The sequence below is a fragment of the Leptospira ainlahdjerensis genome, assembly GCF_016919175.1.
GTDB classification, from domain to species: domain Bacteria; phylum Spirochaetota; class Leptospiria; order Leptospirales; family Leptospiraceae; genus Leptospira; species Leptospira ainlahdjerensis.
Map to the genome: position 1 here is coordinate 27,501 of NZ_JAFFPU010000003.1, position 17,915 is coordinate 45,415.

Annotated in this window: 16 protein-coding genes (1 of these 16 only partly in view); 13 read left to right on the top strand and 3 right to left on the bottom strand. The window is 43.0% G+C overall.

Translation table 11 applies throughout. The features are described 5' to 3' along the window. The 4 genes in view from JWG45_RS00250 to JWG45_RS00265 are tightly spaced (at most 7 nt apart) and all read left to right on the top strand, a layout consistent with a single transcriptional unit that may run on beyond the window. On the top strand, positions 1-817 hold the 3' portion of the coding sequence (locus JWG45_RS00250; RefSeq protein WP_205277795.1) for a TolC family protein. The gene continues 572 nt to the left of window position 1, outside the view; the window shows 817 of its 1,389 coding nt (coding positions 573-1,389); its start codon lies off the left edge, out of view; it ends in the stop codon at positions 815-817. Then, positions 814-1,911, top strand: a complete 1,098-nt coding sequence (locus JWG45_RS00255; RefSeq protein WP_205277796.1) for an efflux RND transporter periplasmic adaptor subunit — start codon at positions 814-816, stop codon at positions 1,909-1,911. The genes JWG45_RS00250 and JWG45_RS00255 overlap by 4 nt, the downstream gene beginning before the upstream one ends. A 7-nt stretch (positions 1,912-1,918) precedes the next feature. After that, positions 1,919-5,329, top strand: coding sequence for an efflux RND transporter permease subunit (locus JWG45_RS00260; RefSeq protein ID WP_205277797.1), 3,411 nt, complete (start codon positions 1,919-1,921; stop codon positions 5,327-5,329). After that, on the top strand, positions 5,326-5,562 hold the full coding sequence (locus tag JWG45_RS00265) for a hypothetical protein (RefSeq protein ID WP_069607336.1): 237 nt from the start codon (positions 5,326-5,328) through the stop codon (positions 5,560-5,562). The genes JWG45_RS00260 and JWG45_RS00265 overlap by 4 nt, the downstream gene beginning before the upstream one ends. A 101-nt stretch (positions 5,563-5,663) precedes the next feature. On the opposite strand, the gene JWG45_RS00270 is transcribed toward JWG45_RS00265, so the two are convergent. Continuing rightward, positions 5,664-6,515 carry a flagellin N-terminal helical domain-containing protein gene (locus tag JWG45_RS00270; RefSeq protein ID WP_205273196.1) on the bottom strand — a complete coding sequence of 284 codons (852 nt, stop codon included), beginning with the start codon at positions 6,513-6,515 and terminating at the stop codon, positions 5,664-5,666. 329 nt (positions 6,516-6,844) lie between these two features. On the opposite strand from JWG45_RS00270, the gene JWG45_RS00275 reads away from it, so the two are divergent. Genes JWG45_RS00275 through JWG45_RS00285 form a run of 3 tightly spaced genes read left to right on the top strand, consistent with a single transcriptional unit; the run spans position 6,845 to position 9,998 of the window. After that, a complete protein-coding gene (locus JWG45_RS00275; RefSeq protein WP_205277798.1) occupies positions 6,845-7,396 on the top strand; it encodes a cob(I)yrinic acid a,c-diamide adenosyltransferase in 552 nt (183 codons plus the stop codon). Further along, on the top strand, positions 7,372-8,676 hold the full coding sequence (locus tag JWG45_RS00280) for a peptide MFS transporter (RefSeq protein ID WP_205277799.1): 1,305 nt from the start codon (positions 7,372-7,374) through the stop codon (positions 8,674-8,676). The genes JWG45_RS00275 and JWG45_RS00280 overlap by 25 nt, the downstream gene beginning before the upstream one ends. A gap of 44 nt (positions 8,677-8,720) precedes the next feature. Then, positions 8,721-9,998: a C40 family peptidase gene (locus JWG45_RS00285; RefSeq protein ID WP_205277800.1), complete on the top strand. Its 1,278-nt coding sequence runs from the start codon at positions 8,721-8,723 to the stop codon at positions 9,996-9,998. A gap of 213 nt (positions 9,999-10,211) precedes the next feature. On the opposite strand, the gene JWG45_RS00290 is transcribed toward JWG45_RS00285, so the two are convergent. After that, positions 10,212-10,751 carry a DUF1564 domain-containing protein gene (locus tag JWG45_RS00290; protein WP_205277801.1) on the bottom strand — a complete coding sequence of 180 codons (540 nt, stop codon included), beginning with the start codon at positions 10,749-10,751 and terminating at the stop codon, positions 10,212-10,214. 439 nt (positions 10,752-11,190) lie between these two features. Then, positions 11,191-11,814, bottom strand: coding sequence for an LON peptidase substrate-binding domain-containing protein (locus tag JWG45_RS00295; RefSeq protein WP_205277863.1), 624 nt, complete (start codon positions 11,812-11,814; stop codon positions 11,191-11,193). 54 nt (positions 11,815-11,868) lie between these two features. On the opposite strand from JWG45_RS00295, the gene rfaE1 reads away from it, so the two are divergent. The 6 genes from rfaE1 (at position 11,869) to JWG45_RS00325 (ending at position 17,908) form a co-directional block, all read left to right on the top strand. Then, positions 11,869-12,882 (top strand): D-glycero-beta-D-manno-heptose-7-phosphate kinase, encoded by a 1,014-nt coding sequence (gene rfaE1 / locus JWG45_RS00300; RefSeq protein WP_205277802.1) that lies wholly within the window; start codon positions 11,869-11,871, stop codon positions 12,880-12,882. Positions 12,883-12,885: 3 nt separating this feature from the next. After that, the gene (gene rfaE2 / locus JWG45_RS00305) at positions 12,886-13,362 is read left to right on the top strand and encodes a D-glycero-beta-D-manno-heptose 1-phosphate adenylyltransferase (RefSeq protein WP_205277803.1); all 477 of its coding nucleotides are present in this window, start codon (positions 12,886-12,888) and stop codon (positions 13,360-13,362) included. Between the two features lie 100 nt (positions 13,363-13,462). Continuing rightward, positions 13,463-15,079, top strand: coding sequence for a CTP synthase (locus JWG45_RS00310; protein WP_205277804.1), 1,617 nt, complete (start codon positions 13,463-13,465; stop codon positions 15,077-15,079). Between the two features lie 2 nt (positions 15,080-15,081). Next, positions 15,082-15,945: a 3-deoxy-8-phosphooctulonate synthase gene (gene kdsA, locus JWG45_RS00315; protein ID WP_205277805.1), complete on the top strand. Its 864-nt coding sequence runs from the start codon at positions 15,082-15,084 to the stop codon at positions 15,943-15,945. 11 nt (positions 15,946-15,956) lie between these two features. Then, a complete protein-coding gene (gene lptC, locus JWG45_RS00320) occupies positions 15,957-16,541 on the top strand; it encodes an LPS export ABC transporter periplasmic protein LptC (RefSeq protein WP_205277806.1) in 585 nt (194 codons plus the stop codon). Continuing rightward, complete coding sequence (locus JWG45_RS00325; protein ID WP_205277807.1) at positions 16,538-17,908, top strand: LptA/OstA family protein; 1,371 nt, start codon at positions 16,538-16,540, stop codon at positions 17,906-17,908. Before lptC ends, JWG45_RS00325 begins: the two co-directional genes overlap by 4 nt. Positions 17,909-17,915 lie beyond the last annotated feature (7 nt).

Sequence of the window (17,915 nt, forward strand, 5' to 3'; positions counted from 1 at the left end):
CTTTGAAAAAGAAATTGAATATGATACAAATCTAAAAGACCTTTCTTCTCAGTTGAGCTACTTCCAAATCGAAGAGAAACTTTCCTTTTCCGATCTGTCCTCTCTGAATATCGAAAAATACTTTCTGGAAAACGAATTTAGAATTCTTGGTTTGAAGGGTTCTTTAGAATCCTTTGCAACGGAAAATCCGGAATACAAATCTTTTCTTACGAGTGAAAAAAGACTCAAAGAATCTGCAAAGTTAAGCAAACTTTCTCTCCTCCCTGAGACCGAAGTTTTTGTTTCCTATATGAATCGAAGAAATCAAAATTTCGCGATCGATCGTGGTCCTCTGGACTACCGCGTGACGGATACCACCGAATACAGAGGAGATCTTTTTAGTTTCGGAGTCAACGTAAGGATTCCCGTTTGGTCCGCGCTCAAATGGGAAAGTATCACAGGCCAGTATGAAAGAGAAGCGGATGCCGGAAAAGAATCCGCTGAAAAGGTCAAGATGCAGGTGATCTCGGAGTTGCATCGGAACGTAGAACTCATCCGCGGTTACGAGAAACAAATTGAAATTCTTCAAAAAAAATTGATTCCGGAATTGGAGAGGGTGGTACGAGCCAATGCTTCCCTCTATGTTCCGGGAAAAGCGAGCCCACAGGATATTCTTATAACTCAGGTGGAAGTGATCAACGCACAGATCCGTAAAGAGGATTTGATCGAAAGAAAAAACGAATCGATCTTAAACGTGCTTCGAATCCTAAGTCAAATTTATTCCGAACCAAACGATGGAACCCATTCCGGTCATGAAAAAGAAGGAGCTCGTCTATGAAATTCTCATTTCGTTTAACAATGTCAGTCCTTCTGATTTTGGTTTTAGTTTGGAACTGTACCAAACAAAAGGAAATTTATTATTGCCCGATGCACCCGACGTATACTTCCGATCGTCCCGGGACCTGTCCGATCTGCAACATGGATCTAGTAAAAAAGGATCACGGAGACCACGAAGAACACAATTCAAGTTCCACTCCAGGATCGAATACGACGGATTTTCCGGATTCAGCAAAAGTATCTTCTGCATCGCAAAAACCCAATTCCCCGGAAGTAAAGAATGTTTTAGAAGATTCTTTCTCCAACCGAGAACTCTTTCTTTCCTCGGAAAAACAACAGTCAATCGGAATCAAAACGGAGCTTGTCCTACGAAGGGATCTGACAAAAAAAATCTCCGCTTATTCTACTGTAGCCTATGATCCCGAGTTGTATACAGCGCTGACGGAATACAAAGAAATGCTTCGATCCCGGGAATTTTTTCCCGATACGGGATCGTCTCTGAGCGGTCAGAATCTTCAGATCCGTTTGAGACAATTAGGACTTTCCACGGATCAAATTCGTCTTTGGACTTCAGGAAAAAGAGATCCTTCAGAACTCATCTTGGGAGGAAAGTCCGGAAGAGCTCATATCTATTCGCAAATTTATGAATCCGATTTTTCTTCAGCTCATGTCGGTTTAAAAATTTTGTTCAAAACAAACGTTTATCCTGAGACAACTTTCCGCGGAACGATTCGTAGTATCGATACGATCCTGGATAAGAACAGTAGAACCCTTCGCCTTCGAAGCGAAGTGGAAGATAGACAACAAAAACTCAAACCGCAAATGTTTGGAGATCTGGAAATTCAGATTCCTCTAAAACAAACACTGAGCGTGCCGACTTCTGCGATTTTAGATACGGGAACTGATAAAGTCGTTTATGTTCAAACGGGACCGGATCGTTTTTTGGCGACTCAGGTGAAGACCGGATTGAGTATCGGAGCTTGGACTGAAATCAAAGAAGGATTGAAGGAAGGGGAAAGGGTTGTCTCGGAATCCACTTTCCTAATCGATTCCGAAGCAAGAATCCGCTTCGGCTCCACGTTACACAATCATTGAGGTCGTCATGATTCAGAACATCATTCGTTTTTCAGTAAATCATAAATTCCTAATTCTTTTAGTGACGATCGGCTTACTTTTAGGATCGGTCGTATCCTTAAAAAACATTCCTTTGGATGCGATTCCGGATCTTTCGGATACGCAGGTGATCGTTTATTCTCGTTGGGATCGAAGCCCTGACATCTTAGAAGATCAAGTCACGTATCCGATCATCACCTCACTTTTAGGAGCTCCTAAGATCAAAGCAGTTCGCGGCTTTTCGGATTTCGGTTATTCGTATGTCTACGTCATCTTTCAGGATGGAACCGATATCTACTGGGCCAGATCCCGTGTGCTCGAATATCTCACTCGAATTCAATCCAATCTCCCGGAGGGAGTGAAGGTTGAATTGGGTCCAGACGCAAGTTCGGTAGGCTGGGTTTATCAGTATGTTCTGACGGACACGACCGGAAATTCTTCCCTTTCCGATCTAAGAACCTTTCAGGACTTTAAGCTCAAATATTTACTCAACTCGGTTTCGGGGATTTCCGAAGTCGCATCCATCGGGGGATTTAAAAAACAATACCAGATCACCGTCCAACCGAATGCTTTACGTTCCTATAATATAGATTTCGAAACGTTGGTACGGAAAATCCGGGAAAGCAACCAGGAAACCGGAGGTAGGCTCGTCGAACTTTCAGGTGCTGAATTTATGGTCCGGGGAAGGGGTTATCTTTCTTCTTTGGAAGACATCGAAAATATTTCCCTAGGAACTGACCTGAACGGAACACCGATCCTTTTAAAAAACGTAGCCGCCGTCACTTTCGGCCCGGATATAAGACGAGGAATCGCCGACTGGAACGGAGAAGGAGACGTGGTCGGTGGAACGATTGTTATGCGGCATGGGGAAAACGCGTTAAACGTCATCGAACGACTCAAAACAAAAATAGAATCGATTCAAAAAAATCTACCCGTCGGAACTGAATTGATGGCCGCATACGATCGTTCGGAGTTGATTCAAAACGCAATTTCGACACTTCGATGGAAATTGATCGAAGAGATGCTGATCGTTTCCGCCGTGATCCTTTTGTTTCTCTGGCATTTTCCTTCGGCGATCATTCCGATTCTTACGATCCCGATCAGCGTTTTAATCACGTTTATTCCGATGTATCTATTGGATATAAACGCAAACCTCATGTCTCTTTCCGGAATGGCGATTTCAATCGGCGTTCTTGTAGACGGAGCTATTGTGGAAGTCGAAAATGCGTATAAAAAATTGGAAGAATGGGAAACTTCAGGAAGAATCGGCGACTATCACCAAGTCCGTCTGGAAGCTCTCTTAGAAGTCGGTCCGTCCGTTTTCTTTTCCTTACTCGTCATCGCGGTAGCGTTCTTTCCCGTTTTCGCCCTTGTGGATCAAGAGGGAAGGTTATTTAAACCTTTGGCATATTCAAAAAACATTGCGATGGCGGTCGCGGCCTTGCTTGCCATCACTTTGGATCCAGCCTTTCGAATGCTTTTTACTAGGATGGATCCTTTTGTTTTTAAGAATGCATTTATTTCTAAGATGGCGACGAGTCTGTTGGTCGGAAAATACTATCCGGAAGAAAAACATCCTGTCAGTAAAATTCTGTTTCACTTTTACGGACCGGCCTGCCGCTGGGTTTTGCACAATCCCAAAAAAACGATCTTCACCGGACTTATCTTGGTGGTCCTAACGATACCTGTATATCTGAGTTTAGGATCAGAGTTCATGCCTCCTCTGGATGAAGAATCCCTTTTGTATATGCCGACTACGTTACCCGGAATCGGAGTTGCGGAAGCCCAGAAACTGATGACCGCGATGGATCAAAAACTAAAATCAATTCCCGAAGTAAAATCGGTTTTCGGAAAATCGGGTAGATCGGAAACCGCGACCGATTCCGCTCCGTTTTCCATGATGGAAACCGTAATTCTTCTACATCCAAAAGAAGAATGGAGAAAGGCAGATCGTTTCTACTCTTCCTGGCCTCGGATTTTTCAATGGCCTTTTCTTCCGTTCACATCGGAAAGAATCACCAAAGAAGAGTTGGTAAAAATTCTCAACCAAGAGATGCAATTTCCCGGAGCCACCAACGCTTGGACCATGCCCATCAAAGCCAGAATCGACATGCTCAGTACGGGGATGCGGACTCCGATCGGAATCAAAGTTTTAGGCTCTTCATTGGAGGAGATCGAAAAGATCGGAGTCAACATCGAATCGATTCTCAAAACGATTCCCGAAACGAGGAGCGTGTTTGCCGAAAGAACCGCGGGAGGTTATTATCTCGACGTCGAATTAAAACGAACTAGTTTAGCAAGATATAATATATCCGTGGACGCGGCCCAACAGATCGTAGTATCCGCCATCGGAGGAGAATCGATCACTCAAACCGTAGAAGGCAGGGAAAGATTTTCGGTGAACCTGCGTTATCCGAGAGAACTCAGGGATTCCGTTGAGAAAATGAAATCGATACTCGTCCCAACTGCGACCTTTGGTCATATACCTCTCAATGAAATTGCTGACATTCGAGTAAAAACGGGGCCGTCCATGATCCGAGATGAAAACGGATTTCTCGCCGGCTACGTCTATGTGGATCCATCCACGACGGATATCGGAGGATACGTGGATCGAGCCAAAATAATAGTATCGGAAAAAGTTCGGCTTCCGAGCGGTTATTCCATAGAATGGAGCGGTCAGTATGAGAACATGATCCGAGTTCGGGAAAGAATGAAATACGTCCTCCCACTTACGATTTTTATTATATTCCTTTTATTGTATGCAAATACAAAGTCGTATGCAAAAACATTGATCATTCTTCTTGCGGTTCCATTTTCTTTGATCGGGGCGATCGGTCTCTTGTATATTCTTGACTATCACATCTCGGTAGCGGTTTGGGTGGGGATGATCGCACTCATGGGATTGGATGCGGAAACGGGAGTTTTTATGCTCCTTTATTTGGATCTTTCTTATGAAGACGCAAAGAAAAAGGGAAGGCTGCGCAACCAAGAAGAATGGATAGACGCAGTATTACACGGAGCCGTCCATCGGGTACGTCCTAAGATCATGACGGTGCTCGCCGCCATGATGGGTTTGATGCCGATCCTTTGGTCCCAGAGTACTGGTTCGGATGTGATGAAACGAATCGCGGCTCCGATGGTCGGCGGTCTTGTGACGAGTTTTATCTTAGAATTGCTGGTCTATCCTCCAATCTATCTGCTCTGGAAACAAGGAACACTTTCCTCTCTTCTTAAATTCGGAAATCCGATGGAACAAAGCGGACTCCGAACGGAATCATACTTCCCGGAGACGGAAAAGTTTATTCAGAATGAGGAAGAGACCTCGGATTCGAAAACTGAAAATCTTGTAAGCGAAAATAAAAATCGAAAGAAAAAACATACAAAGAAGGAAAAACCATGATTCAAAAGACAATTCAAATTCTTATCCTAATCGGATTCTTGTCCGCGGCTGCATTGTCTGCACACGAGCACGAAGGCGATCACAAGGACCACAAAGATTCCATGGATAAACACCATGAACACGGAAAAGACGGGGATCATTCCAAACACAAGGAATCCGGGAAAGGAAAAGAGAAACATTCCGGAAAGGAACACGATCATTCTAAGATGAAAGAATCGAAAGGAAAGAAGTAGAAAGCGACCTGCGAAAGCAGAAGGTTTCTTAAAAAGAAGTTTTGAAAATAAAAAAGCCGCCCGAAGGGCGGCTTTGAAACGTAAATTCAAATCAAAATCGTTTAGCCGAATCTGTCGCTTAACAATTTTACTACCTGATCTGGTCTCATGTTCGCCTGAGCCAACATAGCAGAACCACTCTTGGTAAGAATTTGGTTTCTTGTATAATCTACGATCTGCTCCGCCATATCCGCGTCCCTTACACGGCTTTCAGCAGCGACCATATTCACATAACTGGATTGTAATCCTTGAGAAGTGATTTCCAGACGATTGTAGTAGGCACCCAGATCGGCTCTTTGTTGATTTACTTTGGAAATCGCCGTGTCCAAAATTCCGATCATCGCATTCGCACTGGATGGAGAGGAAAGGGCCTGTTTTTTTCCATTCGTCATCAATTGCAAACCGGTAGCGTTCATCGAATCGATAAAGATGTCCAGTTTTTCATTCTGGTTAGGACCAACCTGAAGTTGAATCGGCTTATTCGATTGTTTCGAATGGTCGCCAGAAAGAGGTTTGATTCGATTGAACTCGGCGGATTTTCCGATTCGATCGACTTCCTCGATCAATTGATCGACTTCCAGTTGAACCAATTTACGGTCTTCGTTGGAATAGATTCCATTTGAAGTTTGGATGGAAAGTTCTCTAAGCCTCTGTAGAATGTTGTTCACTTGTTCCAGAGTTCCTTCCGTAACCTGAATAAAGGAAACCCCGTCCATCACGTTTCGTTCCGCTTGCGCGAGGCCGCGGATCTGAGTCCGCATCTTTTCTGACATGGCAAAGCCCAAGGCGTCGTCTCCGGCACGATTGATTCGTTGCCCGGTGGAGAGTTTCTCCATGGTCTTATCCAATTCTTTATTCACGCTCTTGAGTACATTGTTTGTACGGAGCGCACTTATGTTGTGATTGATGATCATTGTCACAACCTCCCTGTATCGTGTTGCCCGGATCCGTCCGGGCCGAAGTTTTGGGGCAAAAATTGCCTTTGTTGATCCACTGCGAACTTCCACTCTGTTTGGAACGGAGGTGAAAGTTTTTTTATTTTTTTCCTAAAGTCTTATTCGGAGGGAGCCGAACTTAAGTTTAGAGAAGTTTTGCCAAAATACTATCCGCACCACTTCTTGAAAGCAACTCTTTTCCTCCCTCATCTAAAAAAATCCTTTCCTTTCCATTGCCTTTTCCGAATGTTTTGATCGTATTTTGTCTCATCCTCGAATTGAGGATTTCGGAAACGAGTTTAAGAATAATGAAAATTTATACAAAGAAAGGGGACTTCGGTCAGACGTCCCTGGCGACGGGAGCAAAGGTTACCAAATCCGATCGAAGAGTGGAATTGTATGGAACAGCCGATGAACTCAATTCTACAATTGGGGTCGTAAAATCTTTTTTGTCCGATGGAAGCGCTCTCCATTCTCCCTTGGAAACGATTCAGAACTTGCTTTTCGAGCTCGGATCGGAACTGGCCGGCTTTCGTCCCAAAGAAGAATCCTGTATTTTAGAAGAGGACATTTTGTTCCTCGAAAAGCAGATCGATCAGATGCAGGAAAAATTAACTCCGCTAAAAAAGTTTATTCTACCGGGTGGAACTAAGGCTTCTTCCTTCTTACATATTTCAAGAACGGTTTCGAGAAGACTGGAAAGAGAAATGGTTCGTTATAAGGAAGAGGGACTGGAAATTCTTTCTCCTCCGATGATTTTTATGAATCGTCTCTCCGATTATTTTTTTGTCGCCGCACGTTATGCGAACTTAGAGGAAAACATTCAGGAACCGACATGGACCTCCAGAGCAAAAGTTTAAGTTCTCATCCGAAATCCCTTTCGATTCTTTTTCTAACGGAAACGTGGGAGCGCTTTAGTTTTTACGGAATGCGAGCACTGCTTGTTTTATTTTTAACGAAGGTATTTCATTATTCCGATTCGACAGCTCAAAGTATCTACGGCTATTATATCGGACTTGTGTATCTTACTCCTTTGATCGGAGGTTATCTCGCGGATCGATATCTCGGCTTTAAGGTATCGATCTATCTCGGGACAACCCTTATGATGTTCGGACATCTGAGCCTCGCCTTTGAAACAAAACCGTTTTTCTTTTTAGGACTCGCGTTACTCATTATCGGAGTCGGTTTTTTTAAACCGAATATATCGACGGTCATGGGAAGAATCTACGAAGAAGAAAACAAGAATCACATGAAAGATTCGGGTTTTACGATTTTCTATATGGGAATCAATCTCGGAGGTTTTTTAGGTCCGATTTTTTGCGGATACTTTAGCGCTACCTTCGGTTGGGGATACGGTTTTGGAGTCGCGGCCTTCGGAGTCTTTTTTGGAATTCTCATTTTTCTTTTTGGACAGAAAATTTTTCCAAAAAGTGTGTTCGAACCCGGCAAAAAGAATCATTTGAATCAATCCAAAACACCACCCCCTCTGACTAAAGAAGAAAGGGAAAGAGTTGCGGTGATTTTTATCTTTGCAACCTTTATGATTATCTTCTGGGGAGTCTTCGAGCAGATCGGGTCTTCGATGAATCTTTTTATCGATCGCCATGTGGATCGAAACCTTTTCGGATATGAAATTCCAACTCCTTTGTTTCAATCCTTAAATCCGCTTTTAATTCTTTTGTTCGCGCCGTTAGTCGCTTCGTTTTGGACCTTTCTTTCAAAGAGAAATTTAAAACCGGATACTTCCACGAGATTTGCTTACGGCTTTGTTATATTAAGTTTCGGTTATATCACCTTAATCGGAGCCACTTATGACTTCAAGCTTGGAAGTAAAATTTCGCCGCTTTGGCTTCTTCTAATGGTCACTCTGATTACGATCGGAGAATTGTTTACTTCCCCCGTTGGTTTATCTCTCGTTACCAAGTTAGCACCGAATCACCTCGGCGGTTTCTTGATGGGTGTTTGGTTTATCTCCAGTTTTTTTGGAGGAATTCTTACAGGAAAGTTGGGCGGGCTTATGAGTACGGAGAGTTTTCCCGCCTTTTTTGGAATGTTTGCAGGGCTAGCGCTTGCGGGAAGTTTCATTCTTTATTTGGCAAGAAAAAGGTTTCAGGCTTGGATGCATGGCGGCGATCTTTAGATGTCGACCCTTCCCTGTTCTTGAAAAAACATTAGGAGGTTCTTATGTTTAAAATTCTATTTACTACGATTTGGATTCTTTTTTTATTTCAGAACGAAATTTCTGCGGATCCTTTTTCCGATCTTCTTAAGGACGATTTTGAAACCGGTCAGACTCTTCTGATCAAAAATTCAGTTTTTCAAAAACTGGGTGGAAAATCAAAAGACCCAAAGGTGATCGAAATTACGAAAAATACGATTCCTTGGGCGATCATGGAAGGTTTGGCTCCGGAAGCGGTAGCAGAATTAATTGTTAACCAATACTACGTTTCACTCGCGGGATTACGTTTTACGGAATCGGAAGACGCCATTCCTGCACTTGCAAAACAAAAACTCTCCGAAAAGGACTTTGTATTTGTCTCTCTGTTCGTAAAAGAGACGGATCAAGCTGGAATTCGAGAAGAGATTAGAAACGTATTTTTATCGACGGCTCTCAAATCTCGTTGGGACGGTTTTTCCGTTTTGGCTGGGGGAAGGGCTTTGATCGCGGGAAAGAATGTGGGAATTCCTGAAAACAGATTGGCTTCTCGGATCTTAGGTATGTTTCCTTCGAAAGGAGGTTCTTCTCCGTTTGAAAAAACGGACTCCGCGTTTCGACAAGCTATATTTTTTAATCCGACAAATGACCGTTACACTCTTGCATCTGATCTTCTTGCCCAACTGAAAGTTTTACATTCGGGAACAAAGAGTAAATCTCTGGATTCGTGGACTGCATCGATCGCGACCGCACGCGCATTGGATAACGGACTGAATTCGGCCGGAGAAATTGTGATCGGTGATAGGCCGAAATTCGGTTTTGAAGAGAATATCCCGGAGCCACCACTAGTCCCGGAAGTAGAACCCGATACGCCTGTAGCTCCAGGAAAGTCCGATTGGGAAGTATTACGTTCTTCGAATTTACTTTCCGTGATTAAAGAGTGGCAGGGAACTCCTTATTATTGGGGCGGAACTTCCAAAAAAGGAGTCGATTGTTCCGGGTTTACATTTAGTTCTCTCACGGATTTTCGGGTCGGGGTTCCAGCAAAAATCGTCCCACGTTTAGGGAGGGATCAGGCAAAGTCGGGAAGTCCTGTTGCACATAAAGACCTTCGAGTCGGGGATCTCATTTTCTTTTCGGCCTCTCCAAACCAGAGTAAAATTACGCATGTTGGACTCGTGATTTCGGAAAAAGAATTTTCTCATGCGTCTTCCACAAGAGGTGTGGTGATTGATAAAATTTCTATGAAATGGTGGATCGATCGTTACGTAACTTCAAGGAGAGTTTTTAAGAAGGTAAGTCCTTAAATACATTGAGTCAACCTTTGGTTTGAAATAAAAAATCGAAAAGTGGAGATATGTTTGAATTACTTAATTCGAGAGAAAGACTCATCTTTCTGTTTCCCTTTTAATCAAAAGGTTTTCGTGCTTTTTTTACAAAGCAAATACTTCTTTATAAAGAGCTGTCTTTTATTTTTAGAGAAATAGAGGTTTAGTTTTTAGGAGAAACTTATTTGTTTTTTAAGAATCATACCAGTCGCGGTAATCTAAGACAGAGAAAAGATGAGATGGATCGCATTCTAATTTTCGACTGATTCGATTTTCGGGGAAATCGAGGTGGAGGATGTATCTGTAGTTTCTATGAAATGTGGGAGCTCCCTCATTCATAGTTCGTACGATAGAACTTCCGACTCCAATCTCATCCAACCAAAGAAGGTAATTGAAAAGATAGCAACGAGACACACCATGCGCTTGCGCCAAAACTCCGAGAAAAGACCAGGTGGCTGTTCCTACTCGAACATTCATTCGTCTCATTTCCGTTCTTCCCAAACTGGGTTGATACAACGTCTTCCCGGCCTTCTTCCCCAAATGTTGAATGGAAGTCAGGTATTTCCCATACCTTCTCAGAAGAATGGGAATTCTCTTCGGAAGCATTCTTCTTTCTCTTTCCTCATAACGAGACAAAGTGGAATTCGGTATGAGCAAAGTCACGACTTCCGTTTTGTTTTCATTGAGAATGGAACGAATCTCTTTCTCGGAATTTAAAAGTAATGTGGCCATACATCAAACGGTTCCTGTAAAGAAACCTTCGGAACTTAATTTTTCAAAAAAAACAAACGCCTAAAAAAAAACTTCAAAATGTATCGACTACCTCTGAAAATCTAAATTTTTTCGAAAAAATTTTCCTTATAAAAAAGAAATCATATAAAACAAAAGAATCGGAATCCGCAAAGCACAATCGTAAGAATTGATTCCATAAGAAACAAGCGCCAGAGCATCCCGAAGGATCGATCTTACAAAAAGAAAATGGAGAGATTATTCCAAAATTCGAACCTCGGTGCTCCAATAGAACAATCAGGATCTGTTTTAAGAATGTTCAAGGACCGTTTTTTCAGGGAATAAGGGAAAAAAATTGTGAGAACTCCTAACCCCGCGTTTTGATTGTGAGTTTTTTCAAGCCTCACTTCAACGATTTTCTTCGAGGTATTAGGACAGGCACTTATTCTTTTAAATTGAGTTCTTCGACGATCTCTAAAAGAATTTTAGTTTTTTCCATCGGATTCGGATCGACTAAAATTTCCTGCTTTTTGGAGAATTCAAAATTGAGAATGGAGGCAATGAAGTCGATTGGAAACGGATGAGTCATGAGTTCGTTCATTCTTAAAATAAGATCCTCTCCCGCGCCTTCGGAAAGAAGAATTCTTTTCGTCATAAAAAGAAGCTTTTCAAAACTTTTCTTAAAGCCTTCGTCTTTTAAATATTCAAAATCGGGTTCGATCTTTTCGATCCTCGCTACCCGAAAAGGTTCTACGGTTTCATAGTCTATGAGTTTTGCGATTCCTTTGCCTTCTAAGAGAATATTGGATCTTCCATCGGGAAGTGGATCTCTTCGAATGATCTTTCCCCAACCAAAAACGGTTTCGATTTCCGGATGTTTCGAAGGGGCTCTGGATTTCGCGGGAAGAATGGGAGCGACGGCCAATTCTTCTCCGGATTCCATACAATAATCCAACATCAATCTGTAACGGGGTTCAAAGATATGGAGAGGTAGGTAAGTCCCAGGGAATAGAATGATTTCCGGCAAAGGAAAGATAGGGACAGTAGTAGTTGACACGGGAAGGATACTATAGCGGCTTAGAGAGAAACCGTAAATCAAAATCCAAAGGCTTGGCAGAATTTGTATTATCTGGATCGAAATCGTTTTCAAACTTCCACTGAAAAACTAAAAGACTTAAGAATCATCGTAATCGGTGATTTTATTTTGGATGAATATCTGATTGGTGAAGTAAATCGGATTTCTCCGGAAGCCCCCGTTCCCGTTGTCTGGGTGAGAAAGGAAAAGATTACTTTAGGGGGGGCAGGAAACGTAGTCAAAAATTTATCGAGTTTGGGAGTGAAATCCGTCGTCCTCGGAAGAGCTGGAAAAGACGAAAAAGCGAAAAGTCTTTTAGAACTTCTTACGAATGAAAACACGGACCGAGAAAAAAACTTTCTTCTTCAATCCGAAGAGGTTCCGACGATTCTCAAAACAAGAGTGATAGCGGGGCACCAACAAGTTTGCAGAATCGATAAAGAAGAATTAAAGCCGATCACAAAAAAAGAAGAAGATCTTCTCATCGAAGTATTCTTAGATAGAATCGATTCTTCCGACGCGGTCATCCTTTCCGATTACGATAAGGGAACCTTGACTCCGAGACTCATTCAAGAAATTTCCAAAATCTGCTTGGATAAAAAAAAGATCGTTACGGTCGATCCGCAGGTGAGTCATTTTTTTCTCTACAAGGGCGTGAGCATTCTCACTCCGAATCATCACGAAGCGGGAAAGGCGATCGGAAAAAAACTCGAGACGGATTCCGAAATTCTTCAAGCCGCGCAAGAAATCACCGAAAAACTTTCTTCTCCTTCTCTTATGATCACAAGGGGAGAAAAGGGAATGAGTCTGTATCTGACTTCTAAAAAAGAAATCTTTCATATTCCTACGGTCGCAAGAGAAGTCTTCGACGTCACAGGAGCGGGGGACACCGTGATCAGCGCTTACACCGCCTATCACGCGGCGGGACTCAGCGAGTTAGACGCAAGTGTCGTCTCCAATGCCGCCGCGGGAGTCGTCGTCGGAAAACTCGGTGCCGAAACCGTAACTCCGGAAGAATTAAAAACTTCTCTTCAAGCAATGGGAACCTTTCAGAGTTAGAATATGGATTTGAAAAATCATATCGTTCCTTGGGAAGAAGTTGCTTCCTTTTCCGATCAGATTCGAAATTCAAAAAAAATCGTTTTTACAAATGGATGTTTTGATCTCGTTCATCGAGGACATCTCACCTATCTTTCTCAAGCGAGAGAACTGGGCGATTTTCTCTGGATCGGACTGAACGGGGACTCGTCTGTAAAAAGGCTCAAAGGGGATCACCGCCCCGTCGTTTCCGAAGAAGATCGAGCCATTCTTCTTGGAAACCTCCGATTTGTGGACGCCGTCACAATTTTCAACCAAGACACACCGTTAGAGCTCCTACGTTTGGTCCGACCTGCGATTCACGTAAAGGGTGGAGATTACAAAATCGAAGATTTACCTGAAACCCCTGTGGTTCGAGAATTCGGAGGTGAAGTCAAGATCTTGCCTTTTGTGCCCGGAAAATCCACTTCACTTTTGATAGAGAAAATCCTGAAACTCTAAAACTTCGTCTTCTCATTTTTTTGGAGACAGAATTCCGAGAAATTCCTGTTTGAATTTCTGGAAACTCCCAAAACTCTGTTCTGAAAGGCGGGAATGGAAGTTGTCGAGAACTAAGTTTATCTTTGTAACCGGAGGGGTGAGTTCCTCACTTGGAAAAGGGGTCACCGTAGCGGCTCTCGGATGTCTTTTGGAAAGTAGAGGATATACGGTTTCCCTCCAAAAGATGGATCCATATATCAACATCGATCCGGGAACTATGAGTCCCTATCAGCACGGGGAAGTTTACGTTACCGCGGACGGAGCCGAGACCGATTTGGATCTTGGTTACTACGAACGTTTTACCCATTCCAAACTCACACGAAAGAATTCGGTTTCTACCGGACAGATTTATAATACTGTAATTCAAAGAGAAAGAAAAGGAGACTACCTCGGTCGGACCGTTCAGGTAGTTCCTCATATCACAAACGAAATCCGAAACCGAATGTATATCGTCGCTCGGGAAGAGAATCCGGATTTTATCATCGTAGAAATCGGCGGCACCGTCGGAGACATCGAATCCATTCCATTCTTAGAAGCCATCCGTCAGATGCGATACGAACACGGAAGTTCCAACGTCCTTTTTGTTCACCTCACATTAGTTCCAACGATCACTGCCGCCGGAGAGGCGAAGACAAAACCGACACAACACTCCGTCAAAGAATTACTCGGTCTCGGAATTCAACCGGACATTTTGGTTTGTCGCGTATCACAACCGATGACAAAAGAGATGAAAAATAAACTTTCTCTTTTTTGCAACGTAAAGGAAGAGAACGTAATTTCGGCGAGCGATATCTCCACTTCTATATATGAAATTCCTAAAATGTATAAGGAGGAAAAGTTAGACGAAGTCGTTTTAAAAACGATGGGTCTTGAGCTGGGAACTTCCAAATTCGAAGGATGGGATACGATGGTGAAAGGTCTTCTCACCACGAAACAAACCGTCCAAGTGGCCGTAGTCGGAAAATACATTTCCTTACAAGACGCGTATCGTTCCATCTACGAAAGCCTTTCTCACGGCGGAATCGCCCACGAAACAAAAGTGGAATTTGTCAAAATCGATCCCGAAAATCTGGATAAAGAAAATGTAATCGAAGCCCTCAAAAACGTACACGGAATTTTGGTTCCCGGCGGCTTTGGAGATCGCGGAATCGAAGGAAAAATTCTCGCGATCCAATACGCAAGAACACAGGGAATTCCATTCTTTGGAATCTGTCTGGGAATGCAATGCGCGGTCGTAGAGTTTGGAAGAAACGTCCTCGGTCTGAAGGATGCGAATTCTACCGAAATCAGACCGGACACCGAAAATCCCGTGATCTCACTCTTAGAAGAACAAAACGACATCGAACAGATGGGCGGAACGATGAGACTCGGTTCTTATCCTTGCAAAATTAAAAAAGGAACCCTTGCTTTCGCGGAATACAAGTCGGAACTCATACACGAACGTCATAGACACAGGTTTGAATTTACCAACCGCTACAAACAACAATATGAGGAAAACGGAATGGTTCTTTCCGGCTCTTCACCGGACGAAAATCTCGTGGAGATCGTGGAAATTCCGAAACACAAATGGTTTATCGGAGTTCAGTTCCATCCGGAATTCCAGTCTAAACCGACGGCGCCTCATCCTTTATTCGCTGGATTTATCGGCGCCGCCGTGAAATACTCAAAGAAAGGATAATCATGAAAGACAATACCTGCACGCAAAGAGAATTCTTAAACGGAGCCAAGATCGGTGGAGACCAGCCTTTCTTTCTGATCTCGGGCCCTTGTGTGATGGAAAACCGCGATCTTCTCGATCGGGTCTGCGCGGAGATGATCGAAATCTGCGGAGAATTAAAGATTCCTTATGTTTTCAAAAGCAGTTTTGACAAGGCAAACCGTTCTTCCGTAAATTCTTACAGAGGTCCTGGACTTTCGGAAGGCATTAAGAATTTAGAATATATTAAAAATAAATACAACGTTCCGGTCCTTACCGACATCCACGAAACGCACCAAATCGGACCGCTCAAAGACGTCTTAGACATCTACCAAATTCCCGCGTTTCTCTGTAGGCAAACCGATCTCATCGCGGAATCGGCGAAAACCGGCAAATGGGTAAACGTCAAAAAAGGACAATTCTTAGCTCCCGCCGACACGCGTCATATCGCGGTGAAGATGAAAGAATCCGGAAACGATAAAGTTCTCGTGACGGAAAGAGGAACTAGCTTTGGTTACGGAAATCTTGTCTTCGACGGAAGAGCCGTTCCTATCATTCACGGATTCGATATCCCCGTAATTTTTGACGCAACTCATTCCGCACAACTTCCGGGTGCGGCGGGAAATAGCACCGGCGGTCAGAGAGAATTTATTCCGAGCATTCTTCGTTCCGCTGTTTCCTTAGGAATCGAAGGAATCTTTATGGAAGTACATCCGGATCCGGACAAGGCTCTTTCGGACGCAACGACTCAATATCCTCTTTCCCAGATCAAACATCTTTTGAAGGAAATGATCGCGTTGGATCGTTACGTTAAGAAAGAAATTCTATCTTCTGCATTGCATTCGTAATCGGACTTCTTATGAAACGCAAAGATCTACGTGGGAATCGATCGCTATTCTTTCTGATTCTCTTTGGATTCTTTGCGAACTCTTTTGAAAATTGTAAAAAAACAAATTACGAAAGAGTGGAAAAGGAAAGAGAAAGTGGTGCTTCCATTTCCATTCGAAACTTCAAACGAGAAGCCTACGACCAAGACGGAAAACTTCAGTGGGAACTCAAAGCGGAAGAATCCTACGTCTACGTAAACGAGAACAAAACGATTTTTTACAATATCGATTTCGACCAATTCGAAAACGGAAAATTCAAATCCAAACTCTTGGGTGAAAAAGGGGAAATCAATCACAAGACCCGATTGATGAAACTGGAAGGCAAAATTTTTCTGAGAACGGACGACAACAAAATTCTTACCGCAAAACAAATCGAATACAATATGGACACGAAGAAGTTGGAATCCAATTCGGAAGTGACCGTAAGCTCCGACGGAACTACGATTCATGGAATCGGATTACGCGCTGATAAGGACTTAAACAAATTTACGATCTTAAGACCTTCTGCGATTACTCAGGGCGGAACAAACCCACTGAAAGCGGCCGGTTCCAAGTGATTCGAAAGGTTTTGCTTTTGATTCTATTTTGTTTTGCGTTTGTGCAAAATCATGGAAACGTAAAACCTCCTCTTCTCGTCGGCAGTGAAACCGCAGACAGAAAGTTTGTGAGCATTCCCGAAAACGTGGAAAAGAAAAACACGGCTCCAAGTTTTCCCACCCTCTGGGGCGGTTCGGCGTTGACCCAAGAAGACAAGGTCATATCCGGTCTCAAGATCACAGCATTCATTTTAGAAGGTGGGGCTTGGATCCAACACAAGAAAGTCAAACTCTCCGCGAATCAAATCGAAGTCTATGGAAAGGACGCGTTCAAAGGATTTTTAAAGGGCGGAGTTTTTATACAAGACGGAGACAACGGAGTCACCTTACGCGCGGGTACGGGAGAATACGATAAGCTCGAAGAAAAGATCTATATCAAAGATCGTCCCAGACTCTTCCACACGGACAAAAGTGGAACCAAGACCGTCATCTCCGCGACCTTTATCGAAAGAAACCTCGCCAAAAAAACCACTCTCTTAAAAGAAAACGTCGTCATCGCTCATCCGCAAATTACGATCCTTTGTAAAGAAGCCGTCTTCGAAGAAGATGAAGACAAGATCACGACGGACCCCAATCCGATCTTAATCGCAAAGGATCGTTATCTCACCGGAAATCAACTCACGTTTTATACGAATGAAAATCGAGTCGAGCTTACGGGAGAAAGTATTCTTTTTCAGAATTATATGGATACCGAAAAGGTTGAAAATAAGGATTCAAAAGAGAAACAACAACCGACCGAAGAAAAAACAAAAAAAGAAGTTAGGCGAATCGCGATTTTTAAAGGGGATCGTTTAATCAGTGATAAAGACGAAACCGGAGAAAACAGAGTCGGTCTTTATGGAAACGCCACCATCTATCGTCATACCATGAAAATGAACGCTGAAAAGTTAATCAGCTACGGAAAAAATTCCACAAAAGTAGAAGCCAGAAATCAGATCACGATGTTCGATCGTGAAAACCGATTGATCCTCTCCGGGAATGTCCTTGACTACTTCAAAAACGAACAGTACATTCATTTGACCGATTCGGGAAAAATCGATTTTCTCGACAAAAAAACGGACGCGGTAACGAGTACGATGACCGCGGTCGAGTTTGAACGGTTTTTAGATAAGAATGAAACCGTCATTCGTGGAAACGTTCTGATAGAAGGTAAAGATTCTTCCGCCACGGGAGAATATGCTACGTATTTTGAAAAAGAGGAAAAAGTGTATCTTGAGGGAAATCCAACGTTGAAAAAAAACGGCCGAGACATTCATGCAGGAAGGATCATATTCTTTCCAAGAGAAGGTAGAGCCCTTTTGACGGATGGAATCGTTCCCGGAAAGTAAATTACGA

Coding starts and splice junctions, on each gene's coding strand:
- JWG45_RS00275 (WP_205277798.1), top strand. CDS start 6,845: ATGAAAATTTATACAAAGAAAGGGGACTTCGGTCAGACGTCCCTGGCG.
- rfaE2 (WP_205277803.1), top strand. CDS start 12,886: ATGGATTTGAAAAATCATATCGTTCCTTGGGAAGAAGTTGCTTCCTTT.
- JWG45_RS00285 (WP_205277800.1), top strand. CDS start 8,721: ATGTTTAAAATTCTATTTACTACGATTTGGATTCTTTTTTTATTTCAG.
- JWG45_RS00270 (WP_205273196.1), bottom strand. CDS start 6,515: ATGATCATCAATCACAACATAAGTGCGCTCCGTACAAACAATGTACTC.
- JWG45_RS00260 (WP_205277797.1), top strand. CDS start 1,919: ATGATTCAGAACATCATTCGTTTTTCAGTAAATCATAAATTCCTAATT.
- JWG45_RS00290 (WP_205277801.1), bottom strand. CDS start 10,751: ATGGCCACATTACTTTTAAATTCCGAGAAAGAGATTCGTTCCATTCTC.
- lptC (WP_205277806.1), top strand. CDS start 15,957: ATGAAACGCAAAGATCTACGTGGGAATCGATCGCTATTCTTTCTGATT.
- JWG45_RS00255 (WP_205277796.1), top strand. CDS start 814: ATGAAATTCTCATTTCGTTTAACAATGTCAGTCCTTCTGATTTTGGTT.
- JWG45_RS00265 (WP_069607336.1), top strand. CDS start 5,326: ATGATTCAAAAGACAATTCAAATTCTTATCCTAATCGGATTCTTGTCC.
- kdsA (WP_205277805.1), top strand. CDS start 15,082: ATGAAAGACAATACCTGCACGCAAAGAGAATTCTTAAACGGAGCCAAG.
- JWG45_RS00280 (WP_205277799.1), top strand. CDS start 7,372: ATGGACCTCCAGAGCAAAAGTTTAAGTTCTCATCCGAAATCCCTTTCG.